Source organism: Micromonospora sp. NPDC005806, from assembly GCF_042871425.1.
In the GTDB taxonomy this organism is placed as follows: Bacteria; Actinomycetota; Actinomycetes; order Mycobacteriales; family Micromonosporaceae; genus Micromonospora.
On sequence record NZ_JBIAIL010000031.1, the window covers coordinates 37,390 to 51,483 of the forward strand.

Here is a 14,094-nt window from a genome sequence, read left to right on the forward strand (position 1 = left end):
ATAGCTCAGATGGGGCGGACCTGCTCGGCCTGCGGACCCTTCTGACCCTGGGCGATCTCGAACTCCACCCGCTGGTTCTCCTCCAGCGTGCGGTAGCCGCTGGTCTGGATGGCCGAGAAGTGGACGAACACGTCAGCACCCCCGCCGTCGACGGTGATGAAGCCGAAGCCCTTGTCAGCGTTGAACCACTTCACGGTTCCCTGCGCCATGTGTATCTCCTTCTAAAACTGGCGGCCGAGCACGCCGTGCGGCCGATTGGCCGTTTTCGAGCAGCGGCGCCTGAGGCGGCCCCCCAAGAAGGAGACTTCTCTCAACCCACGCGTCTCTCAACAGCGTGAGACAGCAAACCACGTACGCAAAAACTTCGCACAGCCTACCCGACGAAATTCTCCGACATGTGACCTGACGGTTGCGGCAGATCCACTGGCCGGACCGGGCGAGCCATGCGAAAGGCCCCTTGCCCACGGTGGTGGGAAAGGGGCCGACGCGTTCGCGGATCAGTTGGGCCAGTGGCCGGTGAGCCGACGTACGCCCACCGCCCCACCCCGGTCCACCGCGGCCCGCACGACCGCGAAGATCGCGCCCTGCAGCGCCGCCGCGGCCAGGATCTCGCCCCAGCCACGGTCCTCGTCGGTGGCGCCGGGCGCATCGCCGTCGCCGGCAGTGACCTTCCAGACCTGCCGGAAGATGACCCCGGCGACCGTACCGGCGGCCAGCCCGAGGAGCACCCCGACGGGCTTGTACGCGGCCTTGCCGATCCTGTTGCTCACCTGCGCCTCCCTCGGACGATCACCAGCACCACCGCGGTGGCCACGGCGCCGACCGCCACGGCCGCCCACGGCAGCGGGCCACGCCCGACCGCCCCACTCTGCGCCCGGACCAGCCGGGCCTTCTGCGCCGCCCGCCCGCGCATCCGGGCCATGGTCAGCGCCGCCTGCTCACGCATCCGCGACTTCGCCTGCTCGGCGGACTGCCGGAGCAGGGCCTTGACGTCGGCCCTGGCGGCCAACAGCTCCATCGTCTCACCCAGCTCCACCCGGGTCCGGCGGATCTCCTCGCGGAGCGCCGCCACGTCCCCGGTCCCGTTGCCGGTCATGACCGCCTCCCGTCCTTCACCGCGGCGGTGACGGTGTCCACGTCCGCCCGGACGCTGCGGACGGTCGCCTCCGGCACCGGCGGGACGGCACGGCTGACCTGGCTCTTGCCGACCAGCGCGAAGATCCCGGCGAGCAGGAAGAGCGCCACCGCCACGATCAGGGCGGCCAGCCACGCGGGCATCACCAGCGCCAGCAGCAGGATCACGGTGGCGACCAGCGCGCCGGTGCCGTAGAGGGCCATCACCCCGCCGCCGCCGAACAGACCGATCCCGATGCCCGCGTGCTTGCCCTTCTGGGTCAGTTCCGCCCGGGCCAACGCCAGCTCGTCCCGCACCAGGCGGGAGACCTGCTCGGTGGCCCGCTGCACCAGTTCGGCGGTGGACGGCTCGCTCCCGGTCCGCGACGCGCTGCGACTCGCGACGTCAGCCATGCTGTCCTCCTTTCATCATCACCGCGCTGTATGCCCGGAGTCGCCGCCCGTCAATCCTGCGCGGAGCGGCCGGTGGACCCGGCCACGCACCACCGGTCGTCCGCTCGCCAGGGCGGGCCGAAACCGGGGTGTGCCAGCAGGTCCCCCGGAACGGGCGGAACAAACGCAGCGGGCGCGAATCTCCCCCGATACGAGCGCCGACCCCGTCCGGCAGGTGCAACGGGCAGGCCCACGGCGAGGTCACGACGGCGGACGCGCGGAGCCCCCGGCGCCGCGGGGGCGTCCGGGGGCTTCGGGGTGGGAGGGCCTCAGCGCCGGGAGTCGGCCGGCTCCTCCCGGCCGACGAAGGCCTCGCTGCGGGCCTCGCCGTCCTCGCTGCCGCCGAAGAGGCGCGCATCGTCCGGCATCTCGGTGTCGGGCAGCCGCCGGACCGGCCGGCGCGACCGCACCGCCTGCCAGGGCAGCGCACCGGAGGCGTCACCGACCTCGGCGCGCGTCCGGGGCAGAGCGGTCGGCTGGTGATCGCGGACCCAGGCCACCAGGTGCTCGCGGACCAGGCAGCGCAGGTCCCACAGGCTGCCCGCGTCGGCGGCGCTGACCAGGGCCCGCACCTTGATCACGCCGCCCGTGGCGTCGGTCACCTGGAGCACGCAGACCCGGCCGTCCCACAGCTCGCTGGACTCGACCTGGCGGCGCAGCTCCTCCCGCATCGCCTGCACGGGGACGGCCCAGTCGACATCGAACTCGGCCGTGCCGAGCACCGCCGCCTCGGTCCGGGTCCAGTTCTGGAACGGGGTCTTGGTGAAGTACGAGGTGGGCAGGATCAGCCGGCGGTCGTCCCAGCTCTGCACCACCACGTAGCTGAGGGTCAGCTCCTCGATCCGGCCCCACTCCCCCTCCACCACGACCACGTCGTCCAGGCGTACCGCGTCGCTGAAGGCGAGCTGGAGGCCGGCGAAGACGTTGCCCAGCAGGCTCTGCGCGGCGAGGGCGGCGACCGCGGCCACCACACCGGCGGAGGTCAGCACGCCGGCCCCGATACCGCGTACCTCGGGGAAGGTCATCAGCATCACGCCGAGGGCGAGCACCACGATCACCGCGATGGTGAGCCGGCGCAGCAGCACCACCTGGGTGCGCACCCGCCGGGCGTGCCGGTTGTTCGGCACGTCCACCCGGAACCGGGCCAACGCGGTGTCCTCGACCACCACCAGCAGCGAGGCGACCAGCCAGGCCGTCGCCGCGATCATGGTGAGCACCAGGGCGTGCAGGAGGACCTGCCGCCACGGGCTGCCGACCGCGTAGCGGGTGCTGAACCGGACGGCGAGCTGCACGGCGAGCACGGTTGCCGCCACCTGGAACGGGCGGTGCGAGTGGTCGGTGAGCTCGGTCATCAGCAGCGACCGCCGGCCGAGCCGGCGGATGACCCGGTGCACCACCCCGACCAGCAACAGGGCGACCGTCGCCGCGGCGAGCGCGGCGACGGCCGTCACGAGGTAGCTCTGCACGAATCTGTCTCCCTCCGGGCGGAAGCGGGCAAAGGCCCAATGGTGCCCGGCGGTCCCGGATATCGACCAGGATCAGACCCGGCGGTACCGGGACTGGAGGAAGCAGTAGATCCCGAAGGCGGCGATGCCGAGCGCCATCAGCGTCAGCAGCACCGGCCCGTACGACTGGTCACGCAGGGTCCGCAGGGCGGCGTCCAGGCCGCGGGCCTTCTCCGGGTCGTACTTGACCGCGGCGACCACGATCAGCAGGCCGGCGATGGCGAAGACAGCGCCCCGGGCGGCGTACCCGGCCATGCCGAGGCGGCGGGCCAGGGTGTGCGTCTTCGGGCTCATCTCCCCGGTCTTGAGGTTCTTCTCGAACTTCTTCTTCAGGCCGTAGACGACCATGCCGATGCCGACGGCGGCGAGCACCAGGCCGGCCAGCCCGACCAGCCACCGGCCGCCGGTGGAGGCCATCAGCCTCTCGGACAGCTGTTGCTGCTGCTGGGAGGCGTTGGCGCTGGCGTCCTGGAACACCTTGATCGCGGTCCAGCCCAGCCAGACGAAGACGATGGTGCGCACGACGGAGGCGGTCCGCTCGAAGAGCTTCTCCTTGCCGCGCAGGAAGCGGTGGCCGATCACGGCCTCGAACGCCTGCCAGATCGCCATGGCGAACAGCCCGACGGCGACCGCGACCAGCAGGAACTTGCCGAGCGGCTGAGCGCCCAGGGTACGCAGGGCGCCGTTCTGGTTGCCCTCCTCCCCGGAGCGGCCGAAGGCGATCTGGAGCGCGAGCCAGGCGAAGAGAAGGTGCACGATCCCGTAGCCGATGAATCCGGCCCGGGTCAACAGTTCGAGCCACCTGCTGTTCGCGGCCTGGGCGGCGGTGGCTCCGGCGTTCCGGGTGAGTGACATGGCGCCACAATCTCCCGATGCGAAGATTTCCAAACGTCGGCCGCCGCCGCCCGGACCCGCGGGTCAGCCGTTGGGGTTGCGCGCCACCCGGATGACGACCTGCTGGTCGGTGACGCTGTCCAGGCTCACCTGGAAGCCGCCGGCCTCGGTGGCCTGCTGGCCGACGGTGAGCGAGAGTTGCTCGCCGGCGACCTCGACGGTGACCTGGTCGCCCTGGGCGCCGATCAGCTTCGCCTCGACGCCGAGGATGGTGGCGCTGGCGTCGACGCCCCGGTCGAAGGTGACCGTGCAGGCGTCCAGGCCGCAGTCTGTGGAGGCGCCCTCCGAGCTGCAACCGGCCAGCAGCGCGGCGCCGAGGGCGAGGCCGGCCAGCAGACCGGCGGCGCGACGGACGGGGGTCAGCGAGGGGGAAACGGGTCGATTCGTCACCTGGTCCAGGGTACGAGACGCGGGCCAGGCCGCCGGCCGGTGATCGCCACCGGGCAGGTTAGGGTCCCGGCATGCCGTTCGACATCGCCCGCACCCGGGCCGCCTACCCCGCCCTGGCCGAGGGTTTCGTCCACTTCGACGGCGCCGGGGGCACCCAGACCGCCCGACCGGTGATCGACGCGGTCGCCGCCGCCATGGGCACCGCGATCGGCAACCGGAGCAGCGCCTTCGTGCCCGGCCGGCGGTCGCTGGACCTGGTCGCGGCCGCCCGGTCGGCGGTAGCCGACCTGGTCGGCGCGGAAGCCGAGGGCGTGGTGCTCGGGCCGAGCGCCACGGCACTGGCGTACACCCTGGCCCGGACGCTCGGCGCGACCTGGCGGCCGGGCGACGAGGTGGTGGTCTCCCGGCTGGACCACGACGCCAACGTCCGGCCGTGGGTGCAGGCGGCCGAGGCCGCCGGCGCGACCGTGCGGTGGGCCGAGTTCGACCGGGCGACCGGTGAGCTGCCCGCCGGCCAGTACGAGGACCTGGTCGGGGAGCGCACCCGGCTGGTGGCGGTGACCGCCGGCAGCAACGCGATCGGCACGGCGCCGGACGTGGCGGCGATCGCCAAGACCGCGCACGCGGCCGGCGCGTTGGTCTGTGCGGACGGGGTGCACGCCGTGCCGCACGGCCCCACCGACCTGGCCTCGCTCGGCGCGGACTTCCTGCTCACCAGCGCGTACAAGTGATCCGGGCCGCACCTGGCGGCGATGGTCGCCGACCCGGCCCGGTGGGCGGAGCTGCGCCCGGCGAAGCTGCTCCCCTCCTCCGACGCGGTCCCGGACCGGTTCGAGTACGGCACGCCGAGCTTCCCGCTGCTGGCCGGGGTGGCCGCCGCGGTGGACCACCTGGCCACTCTGGACCCGGACGCGACCGGCAGCCGCCGGGACCGGGTCCGGGCCGGCCTGGCCGCCGCCCAGGCGCACGAGGAGGCCGTCTTCGAGCGGCTGCTCGTCGGGCTGGCCGCCCGGCCGGCCGTCACCGTGTACGGCTCCCCCGTCCGGCGCTGCCCGACCGTGTCATTCCGGGTGGCCGGGTGGACCCCGGCGGAGACGGCGGCGGCGCTTGGCGCGGCTGGCTTCTGCCTCTCCTCCGGCGACTACTACGCCTACGAGTACTTCCAGGCGCTGGGGCTGCGGGACAGCGGCGGCGCGGTCCGGGCCAGCGTCTACCACTACAACACGGTCGACGAGGTTGACCGGTTGCTGGCCGAACTGGACCGGCTGGCCGGCCCCGGGGAGAGAATGGCCGGGTGAGCTTCCTGGTCGAGGACGACCCCGCCAAGCACCGCTTCGAGATCCTGGTCGATGACGCGCTGGCCGGGTTCATCGCGTACCTCCCGCCGCGGGGTGCGGTGCTGGTCTTCACGCACGCCGAGGTGGAGGACCGGTTCCAGAACATGGGCGTGGGTTCGGCGCTGATCCGCGGCACCCTGGACCAGATCCGCGAGCGCGGCGACCGGGTGGTGCCGAAGTGCTCGTTCATGGCCGCGTTCATCGAGCGGCATCCCGAGTACGCCGACCTGGTGGTCCCCGAGCCCTGATCGCGGCCGGGGTCAGCGGCCCCCGGTGAGCAGTTCGGCGGCCGCGTACGCGGCGGCCCGGGTGGCGCCGTGGGTGGCCAGGTGGACCGCGCCGGTGACCAGCACGGGCACGCCCAACTCGACCACCACCGCGTCCGGACGGGCCGCGAGGGCCCGGTCCACCGCGTCCCGCATCCAGTCGTGCCGGTGCAGGTCGCGCACGACCAGCACCAGGGGGCGCCCGGCCGACCCGGCCGCCGGGTCGACCGGGACCTCGCCGTCGGCGTAGCGGGCGATCGTGGTGCCGGGCACGAGGTCGGCCAGCGGCGCGCCGATCCCCCACGGGGTCTCCTCGCCGATGGCGATGTTGCGGAGCGGGGCGAACTCCACCACGTGCGGCGGGCCGGCCAGCGGCAGCAGCCCGGCCGGGCCGGTGACCACCCGCAGCGCCCGGCGGGCGGCGGCGAGGCCGATCGCCGAGCCGTCGCCGCCACGGGGTGCGGCCGGCCGGCCGGCGCGGGCCGCGACGGTCCAGGCGGCGAGTTGGCCGACCCGCTTCGCCGCCTCGGCCAGCCGCTCCTCGGGCAGTTCCCCGGCGACCACCGCGGCCACGATGGCGTCCCGCAGCTCCACCGCGTCCGCCTCGGTGGCCCGCTCGCCGCCCACGCAGATCGCGTCCGCCCCGGCAGCCAGGGCGCGGACGGCCGCCCCGGCGAAGCCGTACCGGTCGGCGACCGCCCGCATCTCCACCGCGTCGGTCACCACCACCCCCTGGAAGCCCAGCTCGTCCCGGAGCAGCCCGCCGAGGATGCGTGGGCTGAGCGTGGCCGGCAGCTCCGGGTCGAGCGCCGGCACCAGCAGGTGCCCGGTCATCACCGCCTGCGCCCCGGCGGCCACCGCGGCCCGGAACGGGGCCAGCTCGACCGCGTCCAGCCGGGCCCGGTCGCCGCCGATGCGGGGCAGGTCGTGGTGGGAGTCGACCCGGGTGTCCCCGTGGCCGGGGAAGTGCTTGGCGCAGGCCGCGACGCCGCCGGACTGGAGCCCGCGGACCCAGGCGGCGGTGTGCCGGGCCACCAGGGCCGGGTCGGCGCCGAACGAGCGGACCCCGATCACCGGGTTGGCCGGGTTGGAGTTGACGTCGGCGTCCGGGGCGTAGTCCAGGGTGACGCCCACGGCGGCCAGCTCGGCGCCGAGGTCGCGGGCCACCTCCTCGGTCAGCGCCGGGTCGTCGACCGCGCCGAGGGCGAAGTTGCCGGGGCGGGAGCTGCCCCGGGACGACTCGATCCGGGTGACGTCCCCCGCCTCCTCGTCGATCGCGACGATCACGTCGGGCCGCTCGGCCCGCAGCGTCGCGGTGAGCGCGGCGACCTGGTCGTGGTCGACGATGTTGCGGGCGAAGAGGACCACCGAGCCGAGCCCCTGACCGAGCCACCGGCAGACCCACGGCGGCGGGGTGGTGCCGACGAACCCGGGTTGCAGGACGGCGGCGGCGAGGCCCGCCACGTCTCCGGTCGCTCCCACGATCCGCTCGCTCATGCGCTGTCGTACCCCCGTCTCCCCACGCCCCGCCGCCCGGCGGTGCTGACATGGTCACACTCGCGTCCCTAAATAGTCAACAATCCTTACTGTTAGCTGCTGGCGGACCCGGATGCCCCGTGGGAGAGTGCGACCATGCACCCCGCGCTGCTCGGCGACGTCACCACCGCCGCGGACATCCCCGGCGTACGCCTGCTCGGCCTGGTGGTGGGCGGCCTCTTCCTGCTGATCGCGATCCGGGCGATGTTCCGCCGCTGAGCGGGCGTTCGGCCACGTCCCTCGCGGGTACCGCTGTCGTTGTCCGGGCGAGCGCCCGGCACCCGGACGCGGTGAGGGGGACGGATGAGGATCGGCTACTTCCTGTCCAGCGAGGAGTACACCCCGGCGGAGCTGCTCGACCAGGCCCGCGGCGCGGAGCGGGCCGGCTTCGAGGCACTGTGGATCTCCGACCACTACCACCCCTGGGTCGACGCGCAGGGCCAGAGCCCCTTCGTCTGGTCCACCATCGGCGCGCTCAGCCAGGTCTGCCGGCTGCCGGTTACCACCGCGGTCACCTGCCCCACGATGCGCCTCCATCCGGCCGTGATCGCCCAGGCCGCGGCCACCAGCGCGGTGCTGCACGAGGGCCGGTTCGTGCTCGGGGTGGGCAGCGGCGAGGCGCTGAACGAGCACATCCTCGGCGCCGCCTGGCCGCAGACGGACGTCCGGCTGGAGATGCTGGCGGAGGCGGTCGAGGTGATCCGCGCGCTGTGGCGCGGCGAATTCGTCAACCACCACGGGAAGCACTACACCGTCGAACACGCCCGGATCTACACGTTGCCCGACCCGCCCCCGCCGATCTACGTCTCCGGCTTCGGCCCGAAGTCGATCGGACTGGCCGCCCGGATCGGCGACGGTTACATCAGCGCCATGCCCGACGCCGACATGGTCCGCCGGTTCCGGGACAACGGTGGCGGGGACAAGCCGTGTCAGGGCGGCTTCAAGGCGGCGTACGCCGACAGCGCGGACGAGGGCATGCGGATCGCGTACGAGAAGTGGCCGAACGCCGGTGTGCCCGGCGAACTGTCCCAGGTGCTCCCCTCGCCGCGCCACTTCGAGCAGGCCGCGCAGCTGGTCAAGCCGGAGATGATGAAGGAGTCGTTCGTCTGCGGCAACAGCGTCGACGCGCATCTCGAGATGATCGACAAGTACGCCAAGGCCGGCTTCGACGAGGTCTACGTCGCCAACACCGGCCCGAACTGGCCGGGTCTGTTCGACCTCTATCAGCGCGAGGTGCTGCCCCGGCTGCGCTGAGCCGGCTCAGCCGACGCCGAGCGCCCGGCGGAGCCGCTCGTCCCCGGCCGGGGTGCCGAGGGCGGCCCGCTCCGCTGGTTGGTCGACGTAGAAGCGCAGCACGTCGGCCAGGAACCACGGGTGCACTGCCAGCCAGCCGAGCGCCACCTTGGGCGCGCGCGGCGGGCTCAGCACCAGGCCTCGGCGCTCGACCAGTTCCGGGCGAATCACCCGTATCTGCAGCGTGTTGGCGGACTGCTGCCGCAGCGGCGTGCCGGGCGCCATGGCTTCCCACGGGACGGTCCGCCGCCCGAGCGGCTCCCGGATCTCGACCCCGGCCGGGGTGAGGTCCACCCGCGGGTGGCCGCGGCGGAACGCCAGTACGAATCTCGCCACCAGCAGCAGGTAGGTCCCCACGAGCAACACCATGACGGCGGGCACCAGGTAACGCATCGCCGGCGGCGCCTCGGGATCCCAGAACAGGGCGAACCCCACGGACGTGAGGAACCCGGCGCCGCCCAGCACCTGCCCGGCGACGAACCAGCCGAAGGCCGGGGTGGCCGGCACCCGCCGCCGGCCCGGACCCGCTTCGACCAGCCGGGCCGGCCGCCGCCAGGCGCCCCGCTGCCGGAACAGGACCCACCCGAACGCCAGCATGGCCAGCAGGAACGGCGCCGTCGCCAGCGCGTAGTCCCAATCCCGCGAGGGCAGGCCGCCGGCCAGCAGGATCACCGCCCTGACGAACAGGAAAAGCAACGCCGCCAGGACGGCCAGGCGGGCGACGCGGGCCTCGCGCGACACGTGCACAGGGGACGGAGCCGGGGCGGTCGACGAGGACATGAGCGCATGATGGCGCGCCCGGTCAAGGGGCGCCGAAATCGGGATGCGGACGGAGGCTCCCGTCCCGATCATGGTGGGCGTGCACTCCGCCCTCACGGTGACCCCGGCCGAACTGCCGACGCTGCTGCTGCAGGTCGCCGTGGTCCGGCCCGTCTTCGTCTGGGGGCCGCCGGGGATCGGCAAGAGTTCCCTGGTCCGGGCCTTCGCCGACTCGCTCGGGCTGCCCTGCGTGACCCTGGTCGGCACCCAACTCGCCGCGGAGGACCTGATCGGGGTGCCGGAGCTGCACGACGGACGCAGCCGGTTCGCGCCACCGGAGTCGATCGCCCGCGACGAGCCGTACTGCCTCTTCCTGGACGAGCTCAACTCCTCCAGTCCCGAAGTGCAGAAGGCCTTCTACTCGCTCATCCTCGACCGCCGCATCGGCTCGTACGAGCTGCCGGCCGGCTCGATCGTGATCGGCGCGGGCAACCGGGCCACCGACAACGCGCTCGCCCGGCCGATGGCGTCGGCGCTGGTCAACCGGCTGGTGCACGTCCACCTGCGCGCCTCCGCCACGGGCTGGCTGGCCTGGGCGGCCGACGCCGGGGTGCACGCGTGGGTGCTGGACTACCTGACCGAGCGCCCCGATCACCTCTGGGTCGCCCCGCCCAAGACCGAGGAACCCTTCTCCACCCCGCGCAGCTGGCACATGCTCTCCGACGCGCTGCACTCGTGCGGCCCGGACGTCGACGAGGCGACGGTGCGGCTGCTGGCCGGCGGCACGCTCACCGGGCAGCACGCGGCCGGTTTCGCCGCGTACGTCAAGACCGTGCGCCACCGCTACGGCCTGGACGCCATCGTGCGCGGCGACGCCGGCTGGCCGCGCGCCGCGCACGACCGCGACCTGCTCTACTTCTTCGCCGAGGCGTTCCGGGCCCGACTGGTCAAGGAACTGCCGGCCTCCCGGGAGCACGCCTCCCCCGCGGTGCGGGACTTCTCGATGCGCGCCAAGGGGCTGCTGGTCGAGCTGGCCGAGATCTCCCTGGAGTGCGCCCAGCTCGTCGTCGCCACCGACGACGACGGGATGCCGGTGCTGCCGGCCTGGTTCCTGGTCGAGGTGACCCGGGACCTGCCCCGCCTGGTCGCGGCCCGGGCCTGACCCGTGGCGACCCGACGCCGCGCCGGTCGCCGGCCGGACCCGAACGCAGAGGCGTTCAGCCAGGCCGAGAAGCGCGCCTACCGGCATCCGATGTTCCGGCCGCTGCTCGCCGACGGGTACCCCCGCGCCCGGTTCCGCTGGACCGACGACGAGGACCTGGCGAACGGGCAGGGCTGGGCCCGGGTGGCCGGCGACGGGGAGATCGTGGTCGACCGGCGGCGGCGCGCCGACACCGAGGAGTGGTGGTGGGTGGTCGCCCACTGCCTGCTGCATCTCGGCTTCGGCCACCTCGACCCGGACCGCGCCGCCCGGGCGGACCAGGCCGCCGCGGTCGCGGCCTGCGTGGCGGTGGCCCGCTTCCAGCTCGACGCCAAGCTCGGCCGGCCGCCCCGCATGCTGCCCGCCCCGCTGCCCGGCACGGCGGAGGAGCGGCTGGCGACCGGCTGGCGGCACCGCGGGGTCCCGCCGGAGTACCTGGACTGTGGTGTCGGCGGACCCGGCGGGGACCTGGTCCACCGGGTCGCGCCGGGCCAGCGGTGGGCCGCGGCGAGCCCGGCCGGCACCCCCTGGCAGACCTGGCCGGAGCGGTTCGCGGTGGGCCTGGCGGCGGCGGCCAGCGCGGCCGTGGAGGCGGCGGGCGCGCCGAAGCCGGGGCCGGGCGGGGTGGCCCGGGACAACCCCTGGGAGCGGGCGCGGAGCTGGTTCGTCTCGTCGTACCCGCTGCTCGGGGCCCTCGCGGCGGGGTTCCGGATCGTCGCTGACGTGGAGCTGGCCCGCTCCTGGGACATCGCGGTCGCCGCCGTCGACGCGCACGCCGGGGAGATCTACGTCAACCCGCTGCGGGTGCTGCCGGAGGCGCAGTGCCGCTTCGTGCTGGCGCACGAGATGCTGCACGCGGCGCTGCGGCACGGCGACCGGGTGGCGCACCGGGATCCGTGGCTGTGGAACGTGGCCACCGACTACGTCATCAACGGTTGGCTGGTGGAGATGGCGGTCGGCGAAATGCCCGACGGCCTGCTGTACGACCCGCAGCTGCGCGGCCTGTCCAGCGAGGCGGTCTACGACCGGCTCGCCACCGACCTGCGCCGGCACCGCAAGCTGGCCACCCTGCGCGGCCCGGGGCGCGGCGACATGCTCGGCCACGGCGTCCCCGGGCCGGGCGAGGCCGGGCGCGGGGTCGACCTGGACGAGTACTACCGCCGGGCGCTGATCAGTGGGCTGGCGTACCACGAGTCGTCCAGGCGGGGACTGCTCCCGGCCGGGCTGGTCGCGGAGATCCGGGTGCTCGACGAGCCCCCGCCGCCGTGGGACGTGCAGCTGGCCCGCTGGTTCGACGAGCGGTTCCCGGCGCGGGAGCGGCTGCGCTCGTACGCCCGGCCGTCGCGCCGGCAGGCGGCCACCCCCGGCATCCCGCGGCCCGGCTGGCATCGGCCCGAGATCGAGGAGCGCCGGCCGACCTTCGGGGTGCTGCTGGACACCTCGGGGTCGATGAGCGTCCGGCTGATGGGGCGGGCGCTCGGCGCGGTCGCCGGGTACGCGACGGCCCGGGACGTGCCCGCCGCCCGGGTGGTGTTCTGCGACGCGGTGGCGTACGACGCCGGCTACCTGCCGGTGGAGGAGATCGCCGGGCGGGTGCGGGTACGCGGCCGCGGCGGCACGGTGCTGCAACCCGGCGTACGCGTGCTGGAGACTGCCGACGACTTCCCGCCGGACGGCCCGATCCTCGTGATCACCGACGGCGATTGCGACGTGCTGCGGATCCGCCGTGACCACGCGTTCCTGGTGCCGCGCGCCGCCCGGCTGCCGTTCACGCCGCGCGGCCCGGTGTTCCGGATGAGCTGACCCGCTCAGCCGCGCCCGGGCGCGACAACGCCGTGCAGCAGCGTGCCGACCAGGGCGTCCACCAGTTCAGCCGAGGGCTGCGGGGGCGGGCCGGACGGGTCGAGCAGCCGGCCGAGGACCAGGTCGTGGCAGACCCCGACGACGAGCGTGGCGACCGCCTCCGGGCTGGCGCCCGGGGCCACCCGGCCGAGCCGCTGCTCCTCCCGGACGTACCCGGCGAGTTCCGTGCGCAGGCCGGGCCCACCGCCGAGTGGGGTGGGCAGGGCGCCGAGGCGGGCCACCAGCTTGGGCTGGGTGGTCAGCCCGGCGAAGGCCGGCAGGATCGCCGCGTGCAACGCCAGCGCCCGCACGAGGTACGCGCGCAGGTTCGCCTCGACGGTCACTTCTCCCGGTCGCGGGGCCGACCCCTCCTGCTCCGCCTCGACCGCCCGCACGTGCGCGTGCAGCGCGTACGCTAGCAGCTCGTCCTTGTCGGCGAAGTGGTTGTAGAGCACTCCGTCGGCGACCCCGGCCTCGCGGGCGATGTCGCGGACGGTCAGGCCGGTGACGCCGCGCCGGGCGACGAGCCGGCCGGCGGCCCCGATCAGGTGCTCCCGCAGGCTCTGCTCGCCGCCGCGCAGCGCCGCCGCTCGTCGTGGTGCCATCACCTGCGCATCCTATGGCCGGTCGGGCCGACGGCCGGCGGTCAGTCGGGCCGCCGCGCGGTCACCAGCCAGGCCGCGTTGCGCAGGCGCACGCCGTCGAGTCCCTCGTACGGGCGCATGGCGTCGACCAGCGTGGCCCGGACCCCCTCGGTGACGGCCGGGCCGAGGGGTGCGAGCCGGTGCCGGATCGGCCCCCAGTCGGCGAGGAACCGTCCGGCGTCCGTCGCGTCCCGTCCCCAGACCCCCGTCGCCTGCCGCGCGTCGCAGGCCACGTCGACGAAGCCGGCGTCGGCGAGCACGCTCCGGACGTAGGCCGGGTCGGCGAAGGAGAGCGGCTCGCCGGCGGCGGTGCCGTCGGTGCCGGCCGGCGGCAGGTGCGCGGCCAGCGGTGCGAGCACCGCGCCGAGGTCGCCCCGGCGGACGTCGTCGAGGCAGACGAAGGCGAGCCGCCCATCGGGGCGCAGCGCCCGGCGCACGTTGGCGAACGCGGCGACCGGATCGGCGAAGAACATCACCCCGAACCGGCTCAGCGCGAGGTCGAACCCGGCGTCCGGGAACGGATGGATCTGAGCGTCGGCCCGGACGAACTCGACGTTGTCGACGCCCTCGGCGGCCGCCGAGGCGCGGGCCCGGTCCAGCATCGGCGCGGACAGGTCGACGCCGACCGCCCGGCCGGTGCCGGAGCTCCGGGCGGCGAGGCGGGTGAGCTGCCCGTTGCCGCAGCCGATGTCGAGCACCCGGTCCCCGGGGCGGACCCCGGCGAGCAGCGCCTCGTTGTAACCGCTGTTGATGGCGTCGTAGCGGGCCTGGTGCTCGGCCCAGTGCCGCCCCTCGTAGCCGTTCCAGGCCTGCTCCTGGTGCTCGTTCAGGACCGTCCCCACGCCGACCTCCTTATGAACG

The 14,094-nt window shown here is 74.3% G+C and carries 16 protein-coding genes and 1 pseudogene; 6 read left to right on the plus strand and 11 right to left on the minus strand.

The genetic code is table 11. From position 1 onward, the window contains the following. Positions 1–5: 5 nt before the first annotated feature. The 7 genes from ACFYOS_RS26505 to ACFYOS_RS26535 form a co-directional block, all read right to left on the minus strand. Positions 6–209: a cold-shock protein gene (locus tag ACFYOS_RS26505; protein WP_007075740.1), complete on the minus strand. Its 204-nt coding sequence runs from the start codon at positions 207–209 to the stop codon at positions 6–8. Positions 210–497: 288 nt separating this feature from the next. Then, positions 498–770, minus strand: a complete 273-nt coding sequence (locus tag ACFYOS_RS26510) for a DUF4235 domain-containing protein (RefSeq protein ID WP_387147053.1) — start codon at positions 768–770, stop codon at positions 498–500. Next, positions 767–1,096, minus strand: a complete 330-nt coding sequence (locus ACFYOS_RS26515) for a DUF3618 domain-containing protein (RefSeq protein WP_387147056.1) — start codon at positions 1,094–1,096, stop codon at positions 767–769. Before ACFYOS_RS26515 ends, ACFYOS_RS26510 begins: the two co-directional genes overlap by 4 nt. Continuing rightward, the gene (locus ACFYOS_RS26520; RefSeq protein WP_387147059.1) at positions 1,093–1,527 is read right to left on the minus strand and encodes a phage holin family protein; all 435 of its coding nucleotides are present in this window, start codon (positions 1,525–1,527) and stop codon (positions 1,093–1,095) included. Before ACFYOS_RS26520 ends, ACFYOS_RS26515 begins: the two co-directional genes overlap by 4 nt. Before the next feature lie 308 nt (positions 1,528–1,835). Beyond that, positions 1,836–3,032 (minus strand): mechanosensitive ion channel family protein, encoded by a 1,197-nt coding sequence (locus tag ACFYOS_RS26525; RefSeq protein ID WP_387147062.1) that lies wholly within the window; start codon positions 3,030–3,032, stop codon positions 1,836–1,838. A 72-nt stretch (positions 3,033–3,104) separates the two neighbouring features. Beyond that, on the minus strand, positions 3,105–3,926 hold the full coding sequence (locus ACFYOS_RS26530) for a DUF1206 domain-containing protein (RefSeq protein ID WP_387147065.1): 822 nt from the start codon (positions 3,924–3,926) through the stop codon (positions 3,105–3,107). A gap of 63 nt (positions 3,927–3,989) precedes the next feature. After that, complete coding sequence (locus ACFYOS_RS26535; RefSeq protein ID WP_387147068.1) at positions 3,990–4,355, minus strand: hypothetical protein; 366 nt, start codon at positions 4,353–4,355, stop codon at positions 3,990–3,992. A gap of 71 nt (positions 4,356–4,426) precedes the next feature. Here ACFYOS_RS26535 and ACFYOS_RS26540 point away from each other — a divergent pair. Next, positions 4,427–5,653: pseudogene (locus tag ACFYOS_RS26540) on the plus strand (cysteine desulfurase-like protein). Further along, positions 5,650–5,940, plus strand: a complete 291-nt coding sequence (locus ACFYOS_RS26545; protein WP_387147071.1) for a GNAT family N-acetyltransferase — start codon at positions 5,650–5,652, stop codon at positions 5,938–5,940. The pseudogene ACFYOS_RS26540 and the gene ACFYOS_RS26545 overlap by 4 nt, the downstream one beginning before the upstream one ends. A gap of 12 nt (positions 5,941–5,952) precedes the next feature. Here the strand turns inward: ACFYOS_RS26545 and ACFYOS_RS26550 are convergent, their stop codons facing one another. Next, positions 5,953–7,455 (minus strand): glycoside hydrolase family 3 protein, encoded by a 1,503-nt coding sequence (locus ACFYOS_RS26550; protein ID WP_387147074.1) that lies wholly within the window; start codon positions 7,453–7,455, stop codon positions 5,953–5,955. A 135-nt stretch (positions 7,456–7,590) separates the two neighbouring features. Here ACFYOS_RS26550 and ACFYOS_RS26555 point away from each other — a divergent pair, with 135 nt between their 5' ends. Continuing rightward, positions 7,591–7,713, plus strand: a complete 123-nt coding sequence (locus ACFYOS_RS26555) for a hypothetical protein (RefSeq protein WP_387147076.1) — start codon at positions 7,591–7,593, stop codon at positions 7,711–7,713. Positions 7,714–7,797: 84 nt separating this feature from the next. Continuing rightward, a complete protein-coding gene (locus ACFYOS_RS26560) occupies positions 7,798–8,748 on the plus strand; it encodes a TIGR03557 family F420-dependent LLM class oxidoreductase (RefSeq protein WP_387147079.1) in 951 nt (316 codons plus the stop codon). Positions 8,749–8,754: 6 nt separating this feature from the next. Here the strand turns inward: ACFYOS_RS26560 and ACFYOS_RS26565 are convergent, their stop codons facing one another. Then, positions 8,755–9,528, minus strand: a complete 774-nt coding sequence (locus ACFYOS_RS26565; RefSeq protein ID WP_387147082.1) for a PH domain-containing protein — start codon at positions 9,526–9,528, stop codon at positions 8,755–8,757. Between the two features lie 136 nt (positions 9,529–9,664). On the opposite strand from ACFYOS_RS26565, the gene ACFYOS_RS26570 reads away from it, so the two are divergent. Both ACFYOS_RS26570 and ACFYOS_RS26575 read left to right on the plus strand, forming a co-directional pair. Beyond that, complete coding sequence (locus tag ACFYOS_RS26570) at positions 9,665–10,708, plus strand: ATP-binding protein (RefSeq protein WP_387147191.1); 1,044 nt, start codon at positions 9,665–9,667, stop codon at positions 10,706–10,708. A gap of 90 nt (positions 10,709–10,798) precedes the next feature. Further along, a complete protein-coding gene (locus ACFYOS_RS26575; RefSeq protein WP_387147194.1) occupies positions 10,799–12,550 on the plus strand; it encodes a hypothetical protein in 1,752 nt (583 codons plus the stop codon). A 5-nt stretch (positions 12,551–12,555) separates the two neighbouring features. On the opposite strand, the gene ACFYOS_RS26580 is transcribed toward ACFYOS_RS26575, so the two are convergent. Together ACFYOS_RS26580 and ACFYOS_RS26585 are read right to left on the minus strand one after the other, a co-directional pair. Continuing rightward, entirely contained in the window at positions 12,556–13,194 is a 639-nt protein-coding gene (locus ACFYOS_RS26580) for a TetR/AcrR family transcriptional regulator (protein ID WP_387147084.1), read from the minus strand. Between the two features lie 41 nt (positions 13,195–13,235). Continuing rightward, positions 13,236–14,075 (minus strand): class I SAM-dependent methyltransferase, encoded by an 840-nt coding sequence (locus ACFYOS_RS26585; RefSeq protein WP_387147086.1) that lies wholly within the window; start codon positions 14,073–14,075, stop codon positions 13,236–13,238. Positions 14,076–14,094: the final 19 nt, after the last annotated feature.

Coding starts and splice junctions, on each gene's coding strand:
- ACFYOS_RS26560 (WP_387147079.1), top strand. CDS start 7,798: ATGAGGATCGGCTACTTCCTGTCCAGCGAGGAGTACACCCCGGCGGAG.
- ACFYOS_RS26580 (WP_387147084.1), bottom strand. CDS start 13,194: ATGGCACCACGACGAGCGGCGGCGCTGCGCGGCGGCGAGCAGAGCCTG.
- ACFYOS_RS26575 (WP_387147194.1), top strand. CDS start 10,799: ATGTTCCGGCCGCTGCTCGCCGACGGGTACCCCCGCGCCCGGTTCCGC.
- ACFYOS_RS26530 (WP_387147065.1), bottom strand. CDS start 3,926: ATGTCACTCACCCGGAACGCCGGAGCCACCGCCGCCCAGGCCGCGAAC.
- ACFYOS_RS26515 (WP_387147056.1), bottom strand. CDS start 1,096: ATGACCGGCAACGGGACCGGGGACGTGGCGGCGCTCCGCGAGGAGATC.
- ACFYOS_RS26520 (WP_387147059.1), bottom strand. CDS start 1,527: ATGGCTGACGTCGCGAGTCGCAGCGCGTCGCGGACCGGGAGCGAGCCG.
- ACFYOS_RS26550 (WP_387147074.1), bottom strand. CDS start 7,455: ATGAGCGAGCGGATCGTGGGAGCGACCGGAGACGTGGCGGGCCTCGCC.
- ACFYOS_RS26555 (WP_387147076.1), top strand. CDS start 7,591: ATGCACCCCGCGCTGCTCGGCGACGTCACCACCGCCGCGGACATCCCC.
- ACFYOS_RS26505 (WP_007075740.1), bottom strand. CDS start 209: ATGGCGCAGGGAACCGTGAAGTGGTTCAACGCTGACAAGGGCTTCGGC.